Below are 21,437 nucleotides of genomic sequence, written 5' to 3' on the forward strand. Positions count from 1 at the left end.
TATGAGTCAATTTAGCAAAGATCAGGTTCAAGATATGTATTACCTATCGCCGATGCAGGAGGGGATGCTGTTTCATACCATCCTTAATCCCGGCCAGAGCTTTTACCTTGAACAAATTACGATGAAAGTAAAGGGCGACTTCAATATCAAATGCCTTGAAGAAAGCATGAATGTCATCATGGACCGGTACGATGTATTTCGTACCGTGTTCATTCACGAAAAAGTAAAAAGGCCCGTTCAAGTCGTATTAAAAAAACGTCAATTTCATATAGAAGAAATGGATCTGACACGTTTATCCGAAAGTGAGCAAACGGACAAAATCAATGAATACAAAGCACAGGATAAGATCAAAGGCTTTGATTTAACGCGGGATATTCCGATGAGGGCAGCCATCTTCAAAAAAGCTGACAACAGCTTTGAATGGGTGTGGAGCTACCACCACATTATTTTGGACGGATGGTGCTTCGGCATCGTCGTGCAGGATCTGTTTAAGGTATACAACGCCCTGCGCGAACAAAAGCCGTACAGTCTGCCGCCTGTCAAACCGTATAAGGAATACATCAAGTGGCTTGAAAAGCAGGATAAACAAGCATCGCTCCGCTACTGGCGCGAGTACTTGGAAGACTTTGAAGGACAGGCGACGTTTGCGGAACAAAGAAAGAAACAAAAGGAAGGGTACGAACCGAAAGAACTTCTCTTCTCACTGCCGGAAGCGGAAACAAAAGCTTTTACAGAGCTTGCGAAATCTCAGCACACCACTTTGAGTACCGCTTTGCAGGCAGTCTGGAGCGTACTGATCAGCCGTTATCAGCGGTCTGACGATTTAGCTTTCGGTACAGTCGTTTCCGGGCGTCCCGCGGAAATCAAAGGCGTTGAACATATGGTCGGCCTGTTTATCAACGTTGTTCCAAGAAGAGTAAAATTGGCTGAAAACATGACGTTCAACGGTTTGCTCAAGCAGCTTCAGGAGCAGTCACTTGAGTCAGAACCGCATCAATATGTGCCGCTTTATGACATCCAAAGCCAAGCCAACCAGCCGAAATTGATTGACCACATCATCGTGTTTGAAAATTATCCGCTTCAGGATGCAAGCAATGAAGAAAGCGGACAAAACGGATTCGATATGGAGGATGTCCATGTATTTGAGAAGTCAAATTACGATCTCAATTTGATGGCCTCCCCGGGTGACGAAATGCTGATCAAGCTTGCCTATAATGAGAATGTGTTTGATGAAGCGTTTATGCTGCGCTTAAAATCCAAGCTTCTCACAGCGATTCAGCAGCTTATTCAGCATCCGGATCAGCCTGTCAGCACCATTGATTTCATTGACGAAAAAGAAAAAGAGTACTTGCTTAACGGCTTAAATCCGGCACCTCAAACGTGTGAGCCAAAACCTCTGACGGATTGGTTCAAGGAGGCGGTGGACGTCAATCCAAGTGCACCGGCGCTCACATTTGCAGGCCGAACGCTGTCCTATCACGAATTAGACGAGGAAACGAACCGCCTCGCACGCCGTTTGCAAAAGCAAGGGGCAGGCAAAGGCTCAGTTGTTGCATTGTACACGAAGCGCTCGCTGGAACTGGTGATTGGGATTCTCGGTGTGTTAAAAGCGGGAGCTGCTTATGTGCCGGTTGATCCTAAGCTGCCGGATGACCGAATTTCATATATGCTGACCGACAGCGGGGCGGCATGTCTGCTTACACATCAAGAGATGAAAGAGCAAGCGAGTCAGCTGCCGTTTACAGGCCAAACGCTCATCATTGATGATCCCATCCGTTTTGAAGAAGAGGCAAGCGATCCTGAAACCGCGATTGCACCAGATGATGCGGCGTATATCATGTATACATCAGGCACAACCGGAAAGCCAAAGGGAAATATCACGACGCATGCCAATATTCAAGGATTAGTGAAGCACGTTGACTACATGACGTTTTCTGAAAAAGACACGTTCTTATCTGTATCGAATTACGCTTTTGACGCATTTACCTTTGATTTCTACGCTTCCATTTTGAATGGAGCAAGGCTGATTATCGCAGATGAAAATACACTGCTTGATACAGACCGTCTCACGAGCCTCATCCGTCAAGAGAATGTCAGCGTCATGTTTGCGACCACAGCTTTATTTAATCTTCTCACAGATGCGGGAGAGGATTGGCTGAAGGGGCTTCGCTGTGTGTTATTCGGCGGGGAACGCGCGTCTGTGCCTCACGTCAGGAAAGCGATGCGGATCATGGGGCCGGGCAAGCTGATTAACTGCTACGGTCCGACTGAGGGCACGGTGTTTGCTACGGCTCACGTCGTGCACGAGATTCCGGAGTCTATCTCCTCACTGCCGATCGGAAAGCCAATCAGCAATGCAAGTATTTATATTCTCAATGAATCAAATCAGCTCCAGCCATTCGGAGCGGTCGGTGAACTATGCATCAGCGGAATGGGTGTATCAAAAGGCTATGTAAACCGTGATGAGCTGACGAAGCAGAAATTTACCGCCAACCCGTTCAAACCGGGAGAAACACTTTACCGCACCGGGGATCTCGCTCGCTGGCTGCCTGACGGTACGATTGAATACGCCGGCCGCATTGATGATCAAGTGAAAATACGGGGACACCGGATCGAGCTGGAAGAAATCGAAAAGCAGCTGCAGGAATATCCCGGAGTAAAAGACGCGGTCGTCGTGGTGGACCGCCGCGAGTCTGGGGACGCATCAATTAACGCCTACCTTGTGAACCGGACACAGCTTTCAGCAGGAGACGTTAAGGCACACCTGAAAAAACAGCTTCCTGCTTATATGGTGCCGCAGACATTTACGTTCTTGGACGAGCTTCCTTTAACAACAAACGGAAAAGTCAATAAACGTCTGCTGCCAAAACCGGAGCAAGATCAGATATCGCAAGAATGGATTGGGCCTCGAAATGAAACGGAAGAAACAATCGCGCAAATCTGGTCCGAGATTCTCGGCAGAAAGCAAGTCAGCATCCATGACGATTTCTTCGAGCTTGGCGGCCATTCCTTAAGGGCGATGACAGCCGCTTCTCGCATCAAAAAAGAGCTCGGAATGGACCTTCCGGTGAAGCTATTGTTTGAAGCGCCGACGATTGCCGGCATTTCAGCATATCTGAAAAACGGAGGCTCAGAAGGACTTCAGGACGTTACAATCATGAATCCGGATCAGGATGACATCATTTTCGCATTCCCGCCGGTATTGGGATATGGCTTAATGTATCAGAATCTGGCCAAGCAATTGCCGTCATACAAGCTGTGCGCCTTTGACTTTATTGAAGAGGAAAACCGTCTTGACCGTTATGCCGCTCTGATCAAGGAGCTTCAGCCGGAAGGTCCTGTGACACTGTTTGGTTATTCAGCAGGATGCAGCCTGGCGTTTGAAGCCGCTAAAAAACTTGAAGAGCAGGGACGCACCGTACAGCGGATCATTATGGTGGATTCCTATAAAAAACAAGGCGTCAGTGATCTGGACGGACGCACGGTCGAAAACGATGTCGAGGCGCTGATGAATGTAAATCGGGACAATGAAGCCCTCAATAGCGAAGCCGTCAAGCAGGGGCTCAAGAAAAAAACACATGCCTTCTACTCATACTATGTCAACCTGATCAGCTCGGGCCAAGTGAAAGCGGACATTGATTTGCTGACCTCTGATATTGACTTTGAAATGCCTGAATGGCTTTCGTCGTGGGAAGAGGCGACAACGGGCGCTTATCGTGTGAAAAAAGGCTTCGGTACACACGCCGAAATGCTGCAGGGCGAATGTCTTGATAGGAATGCCGGGATTTTGCGCGAATTTCTTAATAAACAAACCATAACGCTTTCTTAAGGAAGCGATGAAAGGGGGAGCCGGCCAATGAGCCAACTCTTCAGATCATTTGATGCATCGGAAAAAACGCAGCTCATCTGTTTTCCGTTTGCCGGCGGCTACTCGGCGTCATTTCGCCCTCTCCATGCTTTTTTGCAGGGGGAGTGTGAAATGCTTGCAGCTGAACCGCCCGGGCACGGCACAAATCAGACGTCAGCAATTGAGGATCTCGAGCAGCTGACTGATTTGTACAAGCAAGAATTACATTTGCATCCAGATCGGCCGTTTGTGCTGTTCGGGCACAGCATGGGCGGCATGATTACCTTCAGGCTGGCGCAAAAACTGGAGCGTGAAGGCATTTTTCCGCAAGCCGTGATTATTTCTGCGATTCAGCCGCCGCATATTCAGCGGAAAAAAGTATCGCATTTGCCTGATGATCAATTTCTCGATCATATTATCAAATTAGGCGGAATGCCCGCAGAGCTCGTTGAAAATAAAGAAGTTATGTCATTTTTTCTTCCTTCGTTCAGATCGGATTACCGGGCTCTTGAACAATTCGAGCTTAACGACATGACACCGATCCAATCGCCGGTCCACGTCTTTAACGGACTGAATGACGAAAAATGCATCCGGGATGCGGAAGGCTGGAAGAAGTGGGCGAAACACATCATGTTCCATGAATTTGACGGCGGGCATATGTTTCTGCTGTCAAATACAGAGGAAGTGGCGGAACGGATTTTTGCGATTTTGAATCAGCATCCGATTTCCAGTTCTTAATGAAAAAGCGGACAGCGCTGTGCTGTTCGCTTTTTTTATATAGAATGTAAATTTTTTCATGATATAATAGTCGCAATACTCAAATAAAGGCAGGTCAGGAAAAAATGTCTCGGCACATCCTTTGCGCGTCTCCTAAGATGAAATGGTTAGTATTGCTGTTCACGTTTGTCTTCGCCATCGGAATGAACTCATTCAGAAATTCCTTTCAATTTTTTATGCTCCCGATGGCAGAGACCTTTCACGCCGATCGGTCGCTGATTTCGGCTTCCGTCAGCATTTTTATGATCACAACGGGAGTCGTTCAGTTTTTTGTCGGCTTTTTTATTGACCGGTTCAGCGTCAGAAAGATTATGGGGATCGGCGCCATTTGTATCAGCGCAAGCTTTTTGGCGCTCCCGCATTCGCCGAATGTCCATATATTTTCCGTGATCTACGGAGTGCTCGGCGGAATCGGCTATTCCTGCGCTGTTGGCGTGACGACACAGTATTTTATCAGCCGCTGGTTTGACACGCATAAAGGCTTGGCGCTCGCCATTTTGACCAATGCAAATTCAGCCGGTTTGCTGCTGCTGTCACCGATTTGGGCTGCGGCTCCTTACTATGCAGGCTGGCAAACTGCGTATACAATATTGGGCATTTTCTTAGCGGCTGTCCTGCTGCCTCTTTTGGCCTTCGGAATGAAGCACCCGCCCAATGTCCAAGGGCAGTCCGTGAAAAAATCTTATGACTGGCAGGGATTTTGGAAGGTGTTAAAGCAGTCCCGCCTCATTCATATCCTGTACTTCGGCGTATTTACGTGCGGATTTACGATGGGAATCATTGATGCTCATCTCGTTCCAATGCTGGAGGATGCGCATGTCTCTCATATCAACGGAATGATGGCTGCATTCGGGGCGTTTATTATCATCGGGGGATTATTGGCAGGCTGGCTGTCAGATTTGCTTGGCAGCAGAAGCGTGATGCTCTCCATTTTGTTTTTCATTCGTCTCATCAGCTTGATCTGCCTGCTCGTTCCCGCACTCGGCATTCATAACAGTGAGCTCTGGTACTTGTGCTTTACGCTGTTATTCGGGCTCAGCTACACAGGCGTGATCCCGCTGACTGCTGCGTCCATTTCTGAAAGCTTTCAAACCGGGCTTATCGGTTCGCTCCTAGGCATCAATTTCTTTATCCATCAAATCGCCGGCGCTCTCAGTGTGTATGTGGGCGGATTGTTTTTTGACATGAATCATAATTATTTGCTGGTTACTGTTGTGTGTTTGGTGCTTGTAAGTTTATCAGCATTATTGGAGCTGGCGCCAATCAAAAAAAACAATCATGTTCATAACGAAGAGAGTGTTGAGGGGTAAATCTCCATTAGCTGAAGAGAATGTTACTCAATGGAGCGGCATATCTCATTAACATAAAAAAAGAGGGAAAACCCTCTTTTTAAATTTGTCATTTTACTTTTTTGGCACGTACATGTTCTTTTACAAGCTGTCTGAATGAGTGGAGCTCATTTTCGAATACAAAAAAACGTTTAGGAACTAAGATGACCTGGTGACTAGAAGTTTTGATTGAGAAAAAGTGTTTATATTCTGCAACTGCCCTTATTTCATCCCATTCAAACAATGCATTATCGTTTTTGGATTGAATTTGAATGCCTTGCCGGTTAATGGTATATGTCCTTTTGCGTTTTAGCCGTGTATTGTTCTTATAGCTGGTACGCAGCCTTATATAATGAAAAGCAATCAAAAGCAATGTACAGATCAAGGATAGAATCGCTATGAAAATACCATTATATATCACTTCAAGTGTTTCGCTGTCATAAACGGTAATCGGAAATCCATAAAGCGAATACACCAATAAAGATAGAAGAAAAATATAAATAAAATAAAACAATGCTGATATTCTTTGCCGGGATAAAAAGTAACATCTCATATCTTGTAATGAAATGGCTCCCTCTAGGAAGACACTGTGTTGAATCATTCTTACACTGCACCTCAAACCATTTTTTCTTCAACTCTAACATAACATCTCATTTGTTCATAGAAATGGATTTTTTGGTTTGCTTTCTTTTTCGGAGACCGGCATTGCTTCCCAGCACGCCGATGATAATACAAACCGCACCGGCAAGGTGATACCAGGCTAGGCTTTCGTGCAAAACCACAACTCCGGCAATCATCGTCACGATGGTGGACAAATGATTAAAGGCGCTCATTTTAAACGCCTCAATCCGGGACAGCGCATAGTTGGACATAAACGAAGTCACGAGCGAAGATAACACGCCCAAATACACTATCGCGAGAATAAAGCCGGGCTCCCGGAATGGATGGAAGTAAGTGCCGATCGTTCCGGAAGCGCCGTGCCGCACCAAGGCGATGGCATTGAAGACGACAAATCCGATCGCTGACATGATGTAGGTGAGCTCCATCAGCCGGAAACGCTGTGTCATTTTTCTTGCGGCGGTATTGTACATAGCTGAAGACAGAGCGGACAAGAGAATAAGTACAGATCCTTTTAGGCTGGCCGATTCAACGTTCACGCCCTTCATCACAAAAATAAACATGACGCCCGCAACTGATAACACAGTGAACCCTTTTTGAGCCCACGTCGATCGCTCTTTTAAAAAATAAGCGGCAAAGACCATTGTAAAAATCGGAATTGATGCCTGAATGATCCCGGCTTCAGAGGATGACGAGTACACCAGGCCGAATGCCTGAAAGCTGAAAAACAGCGCCGGATACAGCAGGGCGAGCGGCAAAATAGCCATTACATCTTTTAAACGGATGGACAGCTTCACCCATCCGAATAAGACAGGTATAGTAGCCGCTGCAAACGCAAGGGTGAACCGGTGTGCAAGAATATCAAATGGTTCTGCCGATTGCAGCGCGATTTTCACAAAAAGAAAGGATAAACCGATAATCAAAGCGTATAACATAGCTGCAAGATAAGCTGAGGTTTGCTGGTTTTTATACATACAGGAAGTGCTCCTTTAAATAAATAATAGAGCCGGCCGCTCCCTTTTATTGTATGGGGTGGATAGGAACGGTACAATAAGAAAAACAATGAACTGTACCGGTACAAAACAGGGGGAGAAAGAATGGAGAAGTATATCAGTCTCTTCATACAGATAGAGGAAATGATGCAAAGCAGTGTCTATCAAGAAGGAGACAGGCTTCCTTCCATCAGGCAGCTGTCCGCCCGCTATCAAGTCAGCAAAAGCACGGTGATCCGCGCGCTGCAAGAGCTGGAAAAACGCCATCTCATCTATTCTGTTCCGAAAAGCGGCTATTATCTTGTGAAAAAGACGAGGAAGCCGCATCACGGCAAGTCAAGCCCAATCGACTTTGCAACGTCTGCGCCGGACCCTGATATTTTTCCGTATGTGGATTTTCAGCATTGCATCAACAAAGCGATTGATACATACAAGCATGATTTGTTTCTCTACGGAACGCCGAAGGGCCTCCCGTCGCTCATCCGTGTATTGCGAAAGCTGTTTGCTGATCAGCAGGTATTTGCGGACGAGCGGCATATGTTTATCACATCCGGCGTCCAGCAGGCACTATCCCTGCTATGTGCAATGCCGTTTCCCAATGGGAAAGAGAAGATCGCCATTGAACAGCCAGGCTATCATTTGATGATTGAACAACTGGAGACACTGGGCATCCCCGCAATCGGGATAAAAAGAACGGAGCAGGGGCTTGATTTAGCGGAAGTCGAGCGGCTGTTTCAAACAGAATCGATCAAATTTTTTTATACGATGCCACGCTTCCATAACCCGCTTGGGAGCTCACTGGCCGAACGGGACAAACGTGAGCTGGTAAGATTGGCGGCAGCCTATGACGTCTATCTTGTTGAGGATGACTATCTCGGTGATCTCGAGGAAAATAAAAAGGCAGACCCGCTGTACGCATACGATCTGTCCTCACATGTGATTTATTTAAAAAGCTTTTCAAAAATGATATTTCCCGGCCTTCGCGTGGGGGCCGCCGTTTTGCCAAATGCGCTGACTGACACATTTCATACGTACAAAAAGCTGAACGACATTGACTGCTCGATAATTTCTCAAGCCGCGTTAGAAATTTACATCAAAAGCGGAATGTTCGGCAGGCACAAGGAGAAAATCAGAAATTCCTATAAGGAACGGTCCCTTAGGCTACATGAAGCCATTCAAACACACGGACAATTGAGCCGCGGCCGCTTTCTATTTTCCAGCGGCCAGGCCCCGTGCATGCATACCCATCTGGTGCTTCCTGAGGATCTGCCGGCATCAAGAGTGATTCAAAAGATGAAAAAACAAGAGGTTCTCCTTGAAGCGATTGACCGCCATTATTTATCAGACTATCCGAAAGAAAATCTATTAAAAATCAATCTTTCCAATGTGAAGACTGAAGATATTGAGCGCGGCATTAAGCTGCTGATGAGCCATTTATAAAAGCGCTTCGTACGAGATCATCGTGATGTCCTCCGGGAAATCAGGTCGGGCGGCGCACACAGCCATTTTATAGCCGGGATCTACCTCATACGTTTTGATAAAGCAAGGCGTATGGTGCTCCGGAAGCTCGACGGATACTCGGCCATCCTCATGCAGGCGCACGGAGAAGGAATCAAGCGGCAGCGACAGGCCTTTGCCTTCCTGCTTGATAAAGCTCTCTTTCATAGACCATAGATGATAAAAATAATCGTTTTGCTCGTCTTTATGTTTGGATAAAAGATCGCTGTACTCTTTCTTCGAAAAGAAACGTTCGGCAATCCCGAGGCTGATTGGCTTCATTTTTTCAATATCGACGCCGATCGGATCTGAATCAAACGCGCCGATGACCCAATGGCCGGAGTGGGAAATGTTAAAGTGGGCATTGGGGAGGTCAGGGATGCAAGGCTTCCCGTATTCCTGCGCGCTGAATCGGATATCGGCTTTATTCAGCTGGTACTGCTCGCTGATGACAGAGCGAACAAGCACATCTCCCAGCAGGGTGCGGTGAGCATCTTCTTTATGATAAAATCTCCGGCATTTCTCCCGTTTTTCAGCAGAAACGAAAGACATCAGCCGATCCGATTCTGCCTGTGAAAGCGGGCGGTCCATATAAATTCCGTAAATTTTCATTCTAGATCCTCCGTCTGCAAAAGATTGTCAAAACCATCCTATCATACTTCAACAAGACTCATATAGAGGAGAAAATAAAAAAACAAAGCCGAAGCGGCTTTGTTTTAGTGTATAGGCGGAGTTGCTTTCACAGCGGCTGTCCGCCTTGCCACAGCATAATTCAGCAGCTGGATTGACTGCGGCAACGAAAAGCGCAAAATGATACCGGTGAGGATGGCGGTCAAAATTGTACCTAAACCGATCGGACCGCCCATGCCCCATGCTGCAAACAAAATTGTTATTTCCATGCCGTTCCGCACCCATTGCACATTCCAGCCGGTTTTTTCTGTAATCAGCATCATCAGTGAATCACGCGGCCCCGCGCCAAGGCCCGCTGATACATAAACACCGACGCCGTAGCCGATCAGCAGCACGCCGAGAGAGAAGACGATGACGGAGCCTGTGTAGGTGGAGGGGGCAGGCAGAAGAAAATTGAAAAAATCTATAAAAACACCAATGAGCACCATGTTCAGGATCGCCCCAATTTTTGGCCAAGCCCTCGTAAACAATGACGTGAATCCGACGATGAGCGCTCCAATAATGATGGACCACTGGCCGACGGTAAGCCCGAAGTGCTGAAACAGGCTGTAATGAAATGCATCCCACGGACTGATCCCCAGCGTTTTTCCTTCTATCGTAAGGGATACACCAAAAGACAAAATAAGCAGACCGGCAAAATAAAATGTCCAGCGCAGAACAAGTTCTCGCTTCACGTGAAGTCCCTTCTTTCGTAAAAATCAATCGATTGTCATTGTAGCATATCTGACAAAAGGGCGGAATAGGCGAAAGGGGCTCAACAAAAAAACAGGGCCGCCGGCAGGCGCCCTGTTTTGGGTTTTACAACGGGTTCAAAATCCGATTCAAAAACCGCTGGGTCCGTTCTTCTTTTGGAGCAGAGAAAATTTCCTCAGGCGGCCCCTGCTCCACGATGACGCCGCCGTCAATGAAGACGACTTCGTCCGCCACTTCTTGGGCGAATTTGATTTCGTGGGTAACAACGACCATGGTCCAGCCTTCATTGGCTAAATCCTTGATAACCTTCAGCACATCACCCACAAGCTCAGGGTCAAGCGCTGAGGTCGGTTCGTCAAACAGCATCAGCTCAGGCTGAATTGCCAGTGCACGGGCGATGCCGACGCGCTGCTGCTGGCCTCCGGAAAGCTGGAACGGATATAAATCCATTTTGTCCTTCAATCCGACTTTATCAAGAAGCTGAATCGCTTCTTTTCTGACTTCCTCTTTGTTTCGTTTTTGCACCTGAACAGGGCCTTCCATCACGTTTTCAAGGGCTGTGCGGTGAGGGAAGAGGTGATACGCCTGAAACACCATTCCCGATTTCCGGCGGAGCTGAAGGATATCCGACTGCTTCACTTTCTTTGAAAAATCGATGGAGAAATCATCAAATGCAAGCTCCCCGCGATTCGGGATCTCCAGCGCGTTCAGACAGCGAAGCAGCGTCGTTTTCCCTGAACCGGAAGGCCCAAGTATAGCGATGACTTTTCCTTTTTCTATCTTCATATCTATCTTTTTTAAAATTTCATTTTGACCGAATGATTTGTTTAATCCTTTAACGGAAAGCATACTCGGAACCTCCTTATTTGGCCACGTAGCGGTCAAGACGCCGTTCGATGACATGCTGGACGAGCGAAAGCAAGAAGCAGATCATCCAATAAATAAAGGCCGCTTCAATATAAATGACTAAAATCTGATCGAGATTGCGCGCGCCGATTTCCTGAGCTTTTCTGAACAGCTCAGCGACGAGAATCTGAGATGCAAGAGATGTATCTTTGATCAGGCTGATAAAGGTATTGGATAATGGCGGGATCGACACACGAAACGCCTGCGGCAAAATGACGCGGAACAGCGTCTTCTGGTGTGTCATGCCGATGGTATAGCCAGCTTCCCATTGCCCCTTCGGCACGGATAAAATAGATGCCCTGATGATTTCAGATGCATAGGCGCCAACGTTTAAGGAAAAGGCAATGACTGCGCTTGGAAATGGATCTAGTGTAATGTTAAAGGCCGGGAACAGATAGAAAATGATGAACAATTGAACGAGAAGTGGAGTGCCGCGTACGGCGGATACGTATACGCTGAACACCCATCTCAAAGGTCTCACTTTCGACATTCTGGCAAGCGCCGTAATCAGCGCCAGTATCATTCCGAATATAAAGGAAAGAATCGTAAGGGGAATCGTATAGTAGATTCCCCCTGAAAGTATCGGCCAGAATGACTGCTGCACCAGATCCCACGGGATCGCCGTGCCAAGCGTCAATGCCGGTATATTATTTAGAAACATCTTCGCCGAACCATTTTTTAGAGATTTTAGAAAGAGTCCCGTCCTCTTTCATTTCTTTTAATGCTTTGTTGACTTGGTCGACAACCTCGCCGCTTCCTTTACGGAACGTGAAATACGTTTCCTGAGGGTCGCCTGTTTCAAACGCGATTTTTACGTTTTTGTTGCCTGATGTTTTTAAATAGTTTAATACGGCAAGCTTATCGTTGTACGTCATGTCGACGCGGCCTTGCTGGATCATTTGAAGGGCCTGCGCCATGCCTTCAACGCCTTCTACTTTCGCGCCGGCATTTGCAGCTAGTTTGTTATAGTTGCTTGTCAGTGATTGAGCTGACGTTTTTCCTTTTACGTCTTTTTCAGACTTAATATCGTTGTTGTCTTTTTTCGTCACGACAACGGCTCTTGATGTTGTGTATTTGTCTGAGAAGTCATATTGGTTTTCACGATCTGTTTTTCCGACTTGGTTGGCAACGACGTCAAACCGTTTGGAATTCAGGCCGGCAAACATACTGTCCCACTGTGTTTCCTTGAATTCGGCTTTCAGTCCAAGGCGTTTTGCGACTTCTGTGATGACTTCCACGTCATAGCCAGTCAGCTTGTCAGTGTCTTTGTCATGATAAGTGAACGGTTCGTACGTTCCTTCTGTACCGACTGTCAGTACGCCTTTTTTCTTAATTGAAGCCCAAAGATCGCCGTTTTTTCCGTTATCTTTTGACTGATTGTCATTTCCTGCTCCGCAAGCTGCGAGAACTGCAATGCTTACGACCATGAATAAAGCTAAAAGTGCTTTTTTCATTCTATTCCCCACTTTTCTGATTAATTTTGTTGAAATGAAAAAATAGCTTACAAATCTAAAGGATAACTTTTTTTTAGTATGAGTCAAGTATTTGGTTTTCATGAGACAAAAACACTTAAAATAAATTCAAAAATTGCTGTACCGGTTTTGGCAAATAACTGTCAGTTCTCCACATGACAGCCGGTGTCATAACGAAGGGGTTGTTTTCGATTTTAACTGTGTGAATGTGGTTTCTCATATGAACAGGAATCATGGTGACGGGCAGAATGGACGCGCCAAATCCTGATGAGACGAGACTGAGCAGTGTTGCTGAATCGTGGCATTCACAAACAATACGCGGCTCCAGCTGAAGACGGTGAAATTCATTCATGACCTGGTTATAAACGCCTTTTCCGTTCACAGGCCGCAGCAGAATCAGCGGGAAAGAAGGGATATCCTCCATTTGAATGGTGTCTCCGCATGTATACCCGGCATCATCAGAAAGAACGAGCACACATGGAATGTCGTCAAGCTTTTTAAATTGGACGGTATCGCTTTTTATCATGGTTGTCGTGACAGCGGCGTCGATTTGCCGGCTTTCCAGCAGCTCTAACAGCGTTGCCGGTTCGTTCTCCCAAATATTAAAGGTGAGGTGCGGATATCTATCTTTCATTTGCGTCACTTTCTCAAGCATAAGAGCGGCGCAATAAATCGTCGAACCCACAGCCAGCGTGCCGGCAACCTCCTCCCTCAGCTCTTGTACCTCAATGACCGCATCTTCAAACCTGTGCAGAATCTCTTTGGCTCTTTTGAGAAAAATGCTTCCTTCATATGTAAGAGTCATTTGTTTTTTCTTATTGCGGTCAAACAATACAACACCCAGCTCATCCTCCAGCTGTTTGAGCTGCCTGCTTAGCGGCGGCTGCGCCATATGGAGTTTTTTGGCGGCAGAGGTGATCTTTTGTTCTTGGGCAATGGTAATGAAATATCGCAGCTGACGAATGTCCAAAGAAGGGCCTCCTTTTATATACCTTTTAGGTATTGATTATAGATTTAACGAATATTTTTCATATGGATATATCAGGAGTATGATTGAAATGAAGACAGAATTCAAGCGTGAAGGAGGGGCAAAATTTGAAACTCGTTGTCGGAATGACAGGGGCAACTGGGGCTATCTTCGGTGTCAGGCTATTAGAATGGCTGAGGGCAGCGGAAGTGGAAACCCATCTCGTTGTGTCTCCTTGGGCTAACGTTACCATCAAACATGAAACAGGCTACACGTTAAAAGAAGTTGAAAAGATGGCCACATACACATACTCGCATAAGGATCAGGCGGCGGCCATCTCCAGCGGCTCGTTTGATACCGATGGCATGATTGTGGCGCCGTGCAGTATGAAATCGCTTGCGAGCATCCGCACCGGGATGGCGGATAATCTGCTGACTCGCTCGGCGGATGTCATGCTGAAAGAGCGGAAAAAGCTCGTTCTCTTAACAAGAGAGACACCTTTGAACCAGATTCATCTCGAAAATATGCTTGCACTCACAAAAATGGGGACGATTATTCTTCCGCCGATGCCGGCGTTTTATAATCAGCCGAGCAGCTTAGAAGAAATGGTCGACCATATTGTATTCAGAACGTTGGACCAATTCGGCCTGCGCCTTTCTGAGGCAAAGCGCTGGAATGGAATTGAAAAACAAAAAGGAGGAGCTTGATGATGGCTTATCAAGATTTCAGAGAATTTCTCGCTGCCCTTGAAAAAGAGGGACAATTGTTAACGGTGAATGAAGAGGTAAAGCCTGAGCCTGATCTGGGAGCAGCTGCACGGGCAGCCAGCAACCTTGGCGATAAAAGCCCTGCACTGCTATTTAACAATATTTACGGCTACAACAATGCGCAAATCGCGATGAATGTCATCGGCTCTTGGCCGAACCACGCGATGATGCTGGGACTGCCGAAAGATACACCGGTGAAAGAGCAGTTTTTTGAATTTGCGAAGCGATATGAACAGTTTCCGATGCCGGTCAAACGCGAAGAAACAGCGCCATTTCATGAAAATGAAATCACAGAGGACATCAATTTGTTCGATATCCTGCCTCTTTTCAGAATTAACCAAGGAGACGGCGGTTACTATTTAGACAAAGCATGCGTCATCTCCCGCGACCTTGAGGACCCTGACAACTTCGGCAAACAAAATGTCGGCATATACAGAATGCAGGTAAAGGGAAAAGACCGCCTCGGCATTCAGCCTGTGCCGCAGCACGATATTGCGATCCATCTGCGCCAAGCCGAAGAACGCGGCATCAATCTTCCGGTCACCATTGCGCTCGGATGTGAACCGGTCATTACAACCGCGGCATCCACTCCGCTTCTCTATGATCAATCCGAATACGAAATGGCGGGAGCAATCCAAGGAGAACCGTACCGCATCGTAAAATCAAAGCTGTCTGACCTTGATATTCCATGGGGAGCAGAAGTTGTGCTCGAGGGAGAAATCATTGCCGGAGAACGTGAATATGAAGGGCCATTCGGTGAATTTACAGGGCACTATTCCGGCGGACGCAGCATGCCGATTATCAAAATTAACCGCGTGTATCACAGAAACAACCCGATTTTTGAACATTTATACTTAGGCATGCCGTGGACAGAATGTGATTACATGATCGGCATTAATACTTGTGTGCCGCTGTATCAGCAGCTAAAAGAAGCGTATCCGAATGAAATTGTGGCTGTGAACGCCATGTACACACACGGTTTAATCGCGATTGTATCAACAAAAAACCGCTATGGCGGATTTGCGAAAGCGGTCGGCATGCGCGCGCTCACAACCCCGCACGGACTAGGCTACTGCAAAATGGTTATCGTTGTCGACGAGGATGTCGATCCATTCAACCTGCCGCAGGTCATGTGGGCGCTCTCTACAAAAATGCACCCGAAACACGATGCGGTCATTATACCGGATTTATCTGTCCTGCCGCTTGACCCGGGATCAAATCCATCAGGAATCACGCACAAAATGATTCTTGATGCCACAACACCTGTTGCGCCGGAAACAAGAGGCCATTATTCACAGCCGCTTGATTCTCCATTAACAACAAAAGAATGGGAACAAAAACTAATGGACTTGATGAATAAATAAGGAAAGGATGATTCGACATGCATACATGTCCTCGATGCGATTCAAAAAAAGGAGAAGTCATGAGCAAATCGCCTGTAGAAGGAGCATGGGAAGTCTATCAATGCCAAACATGTTTTTTTACATGGAGATCATGTGAACCGGAAAGTATTACAAATCCGGAAAAATATAATCCGGCCTTTAAAATCGATCCAAAAGAAACAGAAACAGCGGTTGAAGTTCCCGCTGTTCCGGAACGAAAGGCCTGATCGGCGTGAACCAACTATCAGACCGTCTCTTTGAGCTGCTTGACGGGGAACGTCTGAAAGAAAAGCAGCATGAAGCCTTCGTTCTGCAAACGGTATCGGAGGACGGCTGGCCGCATGCCGCTATGATCAGCGCCGGAGAAATCATCGCCCTGAATCGGACGGATATCCGGATCGCCCTGTGGAAAAACACAGAGACCGCGGGAAATATCCTTCGAACGGGACAAGCCCAGCTTACTGCATGGTGGAAAGGAGCCGCTCATTACGTAAAACTGCAATGTGAGCCGCTCCCGCCGCTGAACGATGCGGTTTATGACAGGGAACGCTTTGCCTGCCGTATCGCTTCAGCTAAGGAGGATGTTGCAAAGTACGCTGATATAACTTCCGGTGTCAGGATACAGCTTCACAATGCTGAAGAGGTGCTGAACAGATGGGAAGCAACGCTGGAGGAATTAAAACGATAAATAAAAAGCCTGACGCCATGCGTCAGGCTTTTATTAGTATAATGAACCATATAAAGACAAAGGGGGCGTGAGGAATGGTCACAAAGGGGATCTGTCATTCAGACGGTTTTGATTTATCTTATTGTATTGAAGGAGAGGGCGCGCCGATTCTCGTGATCGGCAGTGCGGTTTACTACCCGCGTCTATTTCATCAGGATATCAAACAGAAATATCAATGGATATTTGCCGATCACAGGGGTTTTGCCAAGCCGGCGCGGGCGCTGCGGCCGGAAGATCAAAGCCTGGATGCAGTTTTGGACGATATTGAAGCGATAAGACGCCATCTTCAGCTTAAGGATTTTATCATCATGGGACATTCGGGGCATGCGTTTATGGCATTAGAATACGCCAGAAAGTACCCTGAGCATGTGCGAAAGGCCGTGCTCCTCAATTCAGCGCCTGATAACAGTCAAAAAAGACAGCGGGACAGTGAAGCGTTTTTTAGGGAAACAGCCAGCCCTGAGAGAAAGAAACGTTTCGAAAAAGATATTGCAAGTTTAGCAGGTGACATAGAAAAAGATCCTGAAAGGCGTTTCGTGCACATGTGCATTCGCGCTGAAGCGAAAAGCTTTTATAAAGAGAGGCCGAATGCAGCAGCTTTATGGGAAGGTGTTGACACCAATATGCCGATTATAGATGAATTATGGGGACATACATTCGCGCAGATGAACCTCATACAGCGGTTAGCAGACGTTCATGTTCCTGTCTATATCGGTTTAGGCAGATATGACTATTTGGTTGCTCCCGTATCGTTGTGGGATGCCGTTGACGGTATATATCCGTATGTGAAGAAGGTCATCTTTGAAAAGAGCGGGCACCAGCCGATGCTGGAGGAACCGCAGACCTTCGGGCAAAGCTTAATGGAATGGACAGACAAATAAAAATCCCGCAGAGCTGCTCTGCGGGATTTTCTTTATTATAAGATACCTTTCATCGCACGTTTGATGATCGGTGAGATCAGCAGCAGAATGCCGCCGAGTATGATAGAAATCAAGCCGATGGTGCCGAAGTACGTTGTTTCAGGTATTTTATCAAACAACCCGGCTACTTGGGCATTGATCGCTTGGGCTGCTGCGTTAGTCAGAAACCACATACTCATTGTCTGTGCGGAGAATGCAGCTGGCGCCAGTTTTGTTGTCACGGATAAACCGACTGGTGACAGGCACAGCTCTCCAAGCACGACAAGCAGGAAGCTGAGAACGAGCCACAGCGGGCTTACGAGTGCTTCTTTCCCTTGCATAGCCGGGAATACCATAATGATAAATGACAATCCGGCTAAAATAATTCCGATTGAGAATTTAACTGGTGTGGACGGCTGGCGTTTGCCAAGCTTCATCCAAAGCCATGCGAAAATTGGTGCGAAAATGACGATAAACAAGGGGTTTAATGATTGGAACCAAGATGACTGAAGTTCTATTCCGCCCAATGAAAGTCTTATGCGTTCATCAGCGTATACCGCAAGAATGGTCGCTCCTTGTTCCTGAATGGCCCAGAACATGACAGCACCGATAAACAAAGGAACGTAAGCGGCAAGACGAGATTTTTCTGTTTTGTCCGCTTTTTTGCTTGTAAACATGATGATGAAATAAATAACAGGAATCAAAATACCGAGAATACTTACAAGGTCGATGAAACGGTTGATCGTCAGCACCCCTGTTTGTACAGAGATCATCACTGCGATCGCCACAATGATAACACCGATTCCGGTGCCGATTGCAGATTTTTTAGACAGCGGATTCGGGACATTTGAACCTGCAGGTCCGAGGTTTTTCTTTCTTGTCAAAGCAAATACGATAAGTCCAAGAAGCATTCCGACCGCGGCAGCTCCGAAGCCGAGATGATAGTTGTACTTCTGTCCGAGTGTTCCGACAATTAACGGCGCGAGTAAACCGCCGAGGTTAATCCCCATGTAGAAAATACTGAAACCTGAGTCGCGGCGCGGGTCTTCTTTCGTGTAAAGATCTCCAACGACGCTCGAAACGTTTGGTTTTAATAAGCCTGTTCCGATAATGATAAGCACCATGCTGATATAGAATGCTATCGCGCTGCCCGGATAGGCGAGTGCAATATGGCCGAACATAATAAATATCCCGCCGTAAAACACGGTGTTTGCGGTACCGAATACCCGATCAGCGAGCCATCCGCCAATAATAGTGGACATGTATACGAGTGATCCGTAAATCGACATAATGGCAACCGCAGTGCCTTTGTCAAAGCCAAGCCCTCCGTTTACCGTCTCTGTATACAAATAGTAAAGCAAGATTGCTCTCATTCCATAGTAAGAGAAACGCTCCCAAAATTCGGTGAAAAATAGTGTAAATAGTCCTCGCGGGTGACCAAAGAACCCTTTTTGCGGGACGCTTTTAATGATACTTTCGTTATCAATCGAAGCCATGTCAGCCAAACCCTTTCTTAAAAAAGTGTATTATAAAAATCATATTCTTATATAATACTTGTGTCAATATAAATTATACTCATTTCAAGAAGTTCCAGAATGGAAAAACTATAAAGGTGGAAAATAGTGAGTTTTTCCTGTTTCTTATGTCTCGTTTTGTTACATTTTCTAACGATAGTATTTCTTTATACTTTTTTAATAAAATTTTAGAGAAATGTACAAGCAGATCGGGCTGCCGCGAATATCATGGTAACAATCATGCGGGAGGAGGTTGGATCATTGGCTGAATTCATCTTGAATGCAGCAGATTTCGGTATTTCAGGGGACGGAAAAACGGATTCGACAGAACTGATTAATCAGTGCCTAAGCGCGGCTGCCTCAAAGGGGTACCATACAGTCTGGTTCCCGAAAGGAACATATTTAATTGACGGGACGCTTGGAGGGGATGCGAACCAGGTGTTTCGCAACGCTGGGATTATTGTTCCCGGCAATCTTAATATCGTCATGGACCCTGAGTGTATCATCAAAGTCATTCCGAACAGCTCCTGGGGGTATTCTGCATTTTATGTAGGCAAGCAAGAGAATATAACCATTTCCGGTGGACAAATTATCGGCGAGCGCGACGAGCATACGTATGCGTCCGCGGGGATAAGATCAACCCATGAATGGGGCTTCGGCATTTGTATTGAAGGGTGTTCGAATGTTGTCGTTGATGATGTTAACATTTCTGATTTTACCGGAGATGGGATCATTATCAGTCCGCGGGGCTTAAAGACAAATAACGATTATCGAACATCAGAGCACATTACCATCCGCCGCTGTAAGGTTCGGCGATCGAGGAGAAATAACATTTCGATTACCGGATGTGACACAGTTACGGTGGAGGGCTGCGTGATTGAAGATGCCGGAACGGGAAATGGAACAGCGCCGAAATTCGGAATTGACATTGAAGGATATGGTGAAGGAAATATTGATTATGAGGAACCGCTCAATGTCTCGATTCGAAATAACTATTTTAATGGAAACGTTTCAAGTTCTGTGACCAATTTTAACGGGTACGGCATTTCAATAGAAGGAAACCACTCAGACAATACGATCAGCTATGGGTATGGCACTCAAACGGTCATTAAGGGGAATATTCTCAGAAGGGCGGAAGACGCGGCTGCGGCGCCTAGAGTCGGGATTACCGGATTGGGTGTTTCACAAGGCAAAGAAAGCAGTGATGCAGTGATCGCCGGCAACCTCATTACCGGATTTTCAACCGGAATTGATGTCAGAGGAAAGAGCGTTCTTGTCACGAACAACAAAATCAGCAATTTTGAAAACACAGGGATATTGGTTTATCAGTCTTCCGACGTAAAGGTAGACGGCAACCAGATTCAAAACGGACTGTCTGAAACAAGGCGCAGTACCGGCCTTCGAGCGGTGCTGTCTGATGATACCGCATTTCTGAATAACTGTCTTATTCAAGTCATCGACGGGGTGAACATTTCAGGAGGCGATATGATCATTAAAGACAATGTGCTGAGAAAATTCAGCCGCGGCATTTGGATCGCTCAAGGAAGCGCGTTGATCGAAGGAAATACGCTTAACCCCGACGCGTTTGAAGCGGCCCTTGAATCGTATGCCGTTTCTGTCACAAACAATGCTGGCGCAATTATTAAAAACAATACATTTAAAAACTTTAAAAATTACCCGATTTACTGTACGACAAGTGCAAAAACCTCTATTATCGGAAACCACTTTGAAAGATCTCCTCTTTTAGTGACCATCTATATCAGCACCGGCGTTCATGACATTTTTGATAACACCCTTTCAGTCAATAGAACAGCCGGCAGACCGATTGTGATTTACCTCAACGGCTCCTCAGGCTCTATCATTTCAGGAAACACCATCAATAACCTCTCCGCAAGCACGGCGGTGGCCATTCAAACGGACACCTCAACCAATTCCACCATCATCGGAAATCGAATCATCAAAGGAACCATCACCAACAACAGCGGAGATAAGGTAAACGGCAATATGATCGTCTGAACAAAAGCGCCTCGCTCTAGGGGCTTTTGTTCGATTTATAGATCACGAATATCTCTCTGACCAATAACAAAACAAAAAATAACAGCATCATCCATTCCGCAAACGATGTCATCTTGAAGCTGGACATATTATTATAAATGGCTTTTCCCAAACTGAATCCTTGAAGCATGTCCATGAAAACTGAAATCACCAACAAACAAATTAATAAAACAGCCGTTATGCCTAATATTTTCATCCTTCATCACCCTCCGCTTATAGTGTCTATCTTTATGAGAGAGTTATACCCGTTCGCCAGTCACATGCATAATCTTAAGGCTGACAGGAAGAATATGAGAAAACGATAAG

General features: G+C 46.3%; 19 protein-coding genes and 1 pseudogene. 10 read left to right on the forward strand and 10 right to left on the reverse strand.

From position 1 onward, the window contains the following. Position 1: 1 nt before the first annotated feature. The 3 genes from srfAC (at position 2) to NYE43_RS02025 (ending at position 5,934) form a co-directional block, all read left to right on the forward strand. Entirely contained in the window at positions 2 to 3,829 is a 3,828-nt protein-coding gene (srfAC, locus tag NYE43_RS02015; protein ID WP_185848292.1) for a surfactin non-ribosomal peptide synthetase SrfAC, read from the forward strand. A 27-nt stretch (positions 3,830 to 3,856) separates the two neighbouring features. After that, positions 3,857 to 4,585, forward strand: a complete 729-nt coding sequence (srfAD, locus tag NYE43_RS02020) for a surfactin biosynthesis thioesterase SrfAD (protein ID WP_095714068.1) — start codon at positions 3,857 to 3,859, stop codon at positions 4,583 to 4,585. Between the two features lie 104 nt (positions 4,586 to 4,689). Then, positions 4,690 to 5,934: an MFS transporter gene (locus NYE43_RS02025; RefSeq protein WP_095714069.1), complete on the forward strand. Its 1,245-nt coding sequence runs from the start codon at positions 4,690 to 4,692 to the stop codon at positions 5,932 to 5,934. Positions 5,935 to 6,022: 88 nt separating this feature from the next. Here NYE43_RS02025 and NYE43_RS02030 read toward each other — a convergent pair whose 3' ends face one another. Together NYE43_RS02030 and NYE43_RS02035 are read right to left on the reverse strand one after the other, a co-directional pair. Further along, positions 6,023 to 6,553, reverse strand: coding sequence for a YcxB family protein (locus tag NYE43_RS02030; protein ID WP_106021043.1), 531 nt, complete (start codon positions 6,551 to 6,553; stop codon positions 6,023 to 6,025). 49 nt (positions 6,554 to 6,602) lie between these two features. After that, entirely contained in the window at positions 6,603 to 7,544 is a 942-nt protein-coding gene (locus NYE43_RS02035) for a DMT family transporter (protein ID WP_185848291.1), read from the reverse strand. 123 nt (positions 7,545 to 7,667) lie between these two features. Between NYE43_RS02035 and NYE43_RS02040 the strand changes: the two genes are divergently transcribed. Next, positions 7,668 to 9,002, forward strand: coding sequence for an aminotransferase-like domain-containing protein (locus NYE43_RS02040; RefSeq protein WP_185848290.1), 1,335 nt, complete (start codon positions 7,668 to 7,670; stop codon positions 9,000 to 9,002). On the opposite strand, the gene NYE43_RS02045 is transcribed toward NYE43_RS02040, so the two are convergent. From NYE43_RS02045 to bsdA, 6 genes are all read right to left on the reverse strand, one after another. Further along, positions 8,997 to 9,671, reverse strand: coding sequence for a 4'-phosphopantetheinyl transferase family protein (locus NYE43_RS02045; RefSeq protein WP_095714074.1), 675 nt, complete (start codon positions 9,669 to 9,671; stop codon positions 8,997 to 8,999). The two genes, NYE43_RS02040 and NYE43_RS02045, sit on opposite strands and share 6 nt — an antisense overlap. Before the next feature lie 104 nt (positions 9,672 to 9,775). Next, positions 9,776 to 10,423 carry a YczE/YyaS/YitT family protein gene (locus NYE43_RS02050; protein ID WP_024120192.1) on the reverse strand — a complete coding sequence of 216 codons (648 nt, stop codon included), beginning with the start codon at positions 10,421 to 10,423 and terminating at the stop codon, positions 9,776 to 9,778. A gap of 124 nt (positions 10,424 to 10,547) precedes the next feature. Beyond that, positions 10,548 to 11,291 carry a cystine ABC transporter ATP-binding protein TcyC gene (gene tcyC, locus NYE43_RS02055; RefSeq protein WP_024120193.1) on the reverse strand — a complete coding sequence of 248 codons (744 nt, stop codon included), beginning with the start codon at positions 11,289 to 11,291 and terminating at the stop codon, positions 10,548 to 10,550. Between the two features lie 13 nt (positions 11,292 to 11,304). Further along, positions 11,305 to 12,009, reverse strand: coding sequence for a cystine ABC transporter permease TcyB (tcyB, locus tag NYE43_RS02060; protein ID WP_024120194.1), 705 nt, complete (start codon positions 12,007 to 12,009; stop codon positions 11,305 to 11,307). Then, positions 11,996 to 12,802: a cystine ABC transporter substrate-binding lipoprotein TcyA gene (tcyA, locus tag NYE43_RS02065; protein ID WP_095714076.1), complete on the reverse strand. Its 807-nt coding sequence runs from the start codon at positions 12,800 to 12,802 to the stop codon at positions 11,996 to 11,998. Before tcyA ends, tcyB begins: the two co-directional genes overlap by 14 nt. Positions 12,803 to 12,917: 115 nt before the next feature. Continuing rightward, positions 12,918 to 13,790, reverse strand: a complete 873-nt coding sequence (gene bsdA, locus NYE43_RS02070; RefSeq protein ID WP_024120196.1) for a transcriptional regulator BsdA — start codon at positions 13,788 to 13,790, stop codon at positions 12,918 to 12,920. Positions 13,791 to 13,878: 88 nt separating this feature from the next. Between bsdA and NYE43_RS02075 the strand changes: the two are divergent. From NYE43_RS02075 to NYE43_RS02095, 5 genes and pseudogenes are all read left to right on the forward strand, one after another. Further along, a pseudogene (locus NYE43_RS02075) lies at positions 13,879 to 14,494 on the forward strand (non-oxidative hydroxyarylic acid decarboxylases subunit B). Between the two features lie 2 nt (positions 14,495 to 14,496). Then, positions 14,497 to 15,918 (forward strand): phenolic acid decarboxylase BsdC, encoded by a 1,422-nt coding sequence (bsdC, locus tag NYE43_RS02080; protein ID WP_024120198.1) that lies wholly within the window; start codon positions 14,497 to 14,499, stop codon positions 15,916 to 15,918. A 17-nt stretch (positions 15,919 to 15,935) separates the two neighbouring features. Then, on the forward strand, positions 15,936 to 16,163 hold the full coding sequence (gene bsdD / locus NYE43_RS02085) for a phenolic acid decarboxylase subunit BsdD (protein WP_044161900.1): 228 nt from the start codon (positions 15,936 to 15,938) through the stop codon (positions 16,161 to 16,163). Beyond that, entirely contained in the window at positions 16,160 to 16,624 is a 465-nt protein-coding gene (locus NYE43_RS02090; RefSeq protein ID WP_101863979.1) for a pyridoxamine 5'-phosphate oxidase family protein, read from the forward strand. Before bsdD ends, NYE43_RS02090 begins: the two co-directional genes overlap by 4 nt. 74 nt (positions 16,625 to 16,698) lie before the next feature. Continuing rightward, positions 16,699 to 17,544 (forward strand): alpha/beta fold hydrolase, encoded by an 846-nt coding sequence (locus NYE43_RS02095; RefSeq protein WP_101860974.1) that lies wholly within the window; start codon positions 16,699 to 16,701, stop codon positions 17,542 to 17,544. Positions 17,545 to 17,579: 35 nt separating this feature from the next. Here NYE43_RS02095 and NYE43_RS02100 read toward each other — a convergent pair whose 3' ends face one another. Beyond that, positions 17,580 to 19,058, reverse strand: a complete 1,479-nt coding sequence (locus tag NYE43_RS02100) for a peptide MFS transporter (protein ID WP_044161897.1) — start codon at positions 19,056 to 19,058, stop codon at positions 17,580 to 17,582. Between the two features lie 279 nt (positions 19,059 to 19,337). Between NYE43_RS02100 and NYE43_RS02105 the strand changes: the two genes are divergently transcribed. Further along, on the forward strand, positions 19,338 to 21,092 hold the full coding sequence (locus tag NYE43_RS02105; protein WP_101860975.1) for a right-handed parallel beta-helix repeat-containing protein: 1,755 nt from the start codon (positions 19,338 to 19,340) through the stop codon (positions 21,090 to 21,092). Between the two features lie 16 nt (positions 21,093 to 21,108). Here the strand turns inward: NYE43_RS02105 and NYE43_RS02110 are convergent, their stop codons facing one another. After that, the gene (locus tag NYE43_RS02110) at positions 21,109 to 21,327 is read right to left on the reverse strand and encodes a hypothetical protein (protein WP_340928021.1); all 219 of its coding nucleotides are present in this window, start codon (positions 21,325 to 21,327) and stop codon (positions 21,109 to 21,111) included. Positions 21,328 to 21,437 lie beyond the last annotated feature (110 nt).

It is taken from the genome of Bacillus sp. FSL R5-0434 (genome assembly GCF_038004745.1).
Classification (GTDB): Bacteria; Bacillota; Bacilli; order Bacillales; family Bacillaceae; genus Bacillus; species Bacillus halotolerans.

Coding starts and splice junctions, on each gene's coding strand:
- srfAC (WP_185848292.1), top strand. CDS start 2: ATGAGTCAATTTAGCAAAGATCAGGTTCAAGATATGTATTACCTATCG.
- srfAD (WP_095714068.1), top strand. CDS start 3,857: ATGAGCCAACTCTTCAGATCATTTGATGCATCGGAAAAAACGCAGCTC.
- NYE43_RS02025 (WP_095714069.1), top strand. CDS start 4,690: ATGTCTCGGCACATCCTTTGCGCGTCTCCTAAGATGAAATGGTTAGTA.
- NYE43_RS02030 (WP_106021043.1), bottom strand. CDS start 6,553: ATGATTCAACACAGTGTCTTCCTAGAGGGAGCCATTTCATTACAAGAT.
- NYE43_RS02035 (WP_185848291.1), bottom strand. CDS start 7,544: ATGTATAAAAACCAGCAAACCTCAGCTTATCTTGCAGCTATGTTATAC.
- NYE43_RS02040 (WP_185848290.1), top strand. CDS start 7,668: ATGGAGAAGTATATCAGTCTCTTCATACAGATAGAGGAAATGATGCAA.
- NYE43_RS02045 (WP_095714074.1), bottom strand. CDS start 9,671: ATGAAAATTTACGGAATTTATATGGACCGCCCGCTTTCACAGGCAGAA.
- tcyC (WP_024120193.1), bottom strand. CDS start 11,291: ATGCTTTCCGTTAAAGGATTAAACAAATCATTCGGTCAAAATGAAATT.
- tcyB (WP_024120194.1), bottom strand. CDS start 12,009: ATGTTTCTAAATAATATACCGGCATTGACGCTTGGCACGGCGATCCCG.
- tcyA (WP_095714076.1), bottom strand. CDS start 12,802: ATGAAAAAAGCACTTTTAGCTTTATTCATGGTCGTAAGCATTGCAGTT.
- bsdC (WP_024120198.1), top strand. CDS start 14,497: ATGGCTTATCAAGATTTCAGAGAATTTCTCGCTGCCCTTGAAAAAGAG.
- bsdD (WP_044161900.1), top strand. CDS start 15,936: ATGCATACATGTCCTCGATGCGATTCAAAAAAAGGAGAAGTCATGAGC.
- NYE43_RS02095 (WP_101860974.1), top strand. CDS start 16,699: ATGGTCACAAAGGGGATCTGTCATTCAGACGGTTTTGATTTATCTTAT.
- NYE43_RS02100 (WP_044161897.1), bottom strand. CDS start 19,058: ATGGCTTCGATTGATAACGAAAGTATCATTAAAAGCGTCCCGCAAAAA.
- NYE43_RS02110 (WP_340928021.1), bottom strand. CDS start 21,327: ATGAAAATATTAGGCATAACGGCTGTTTTATTAATTTGTTTGTTGGTG.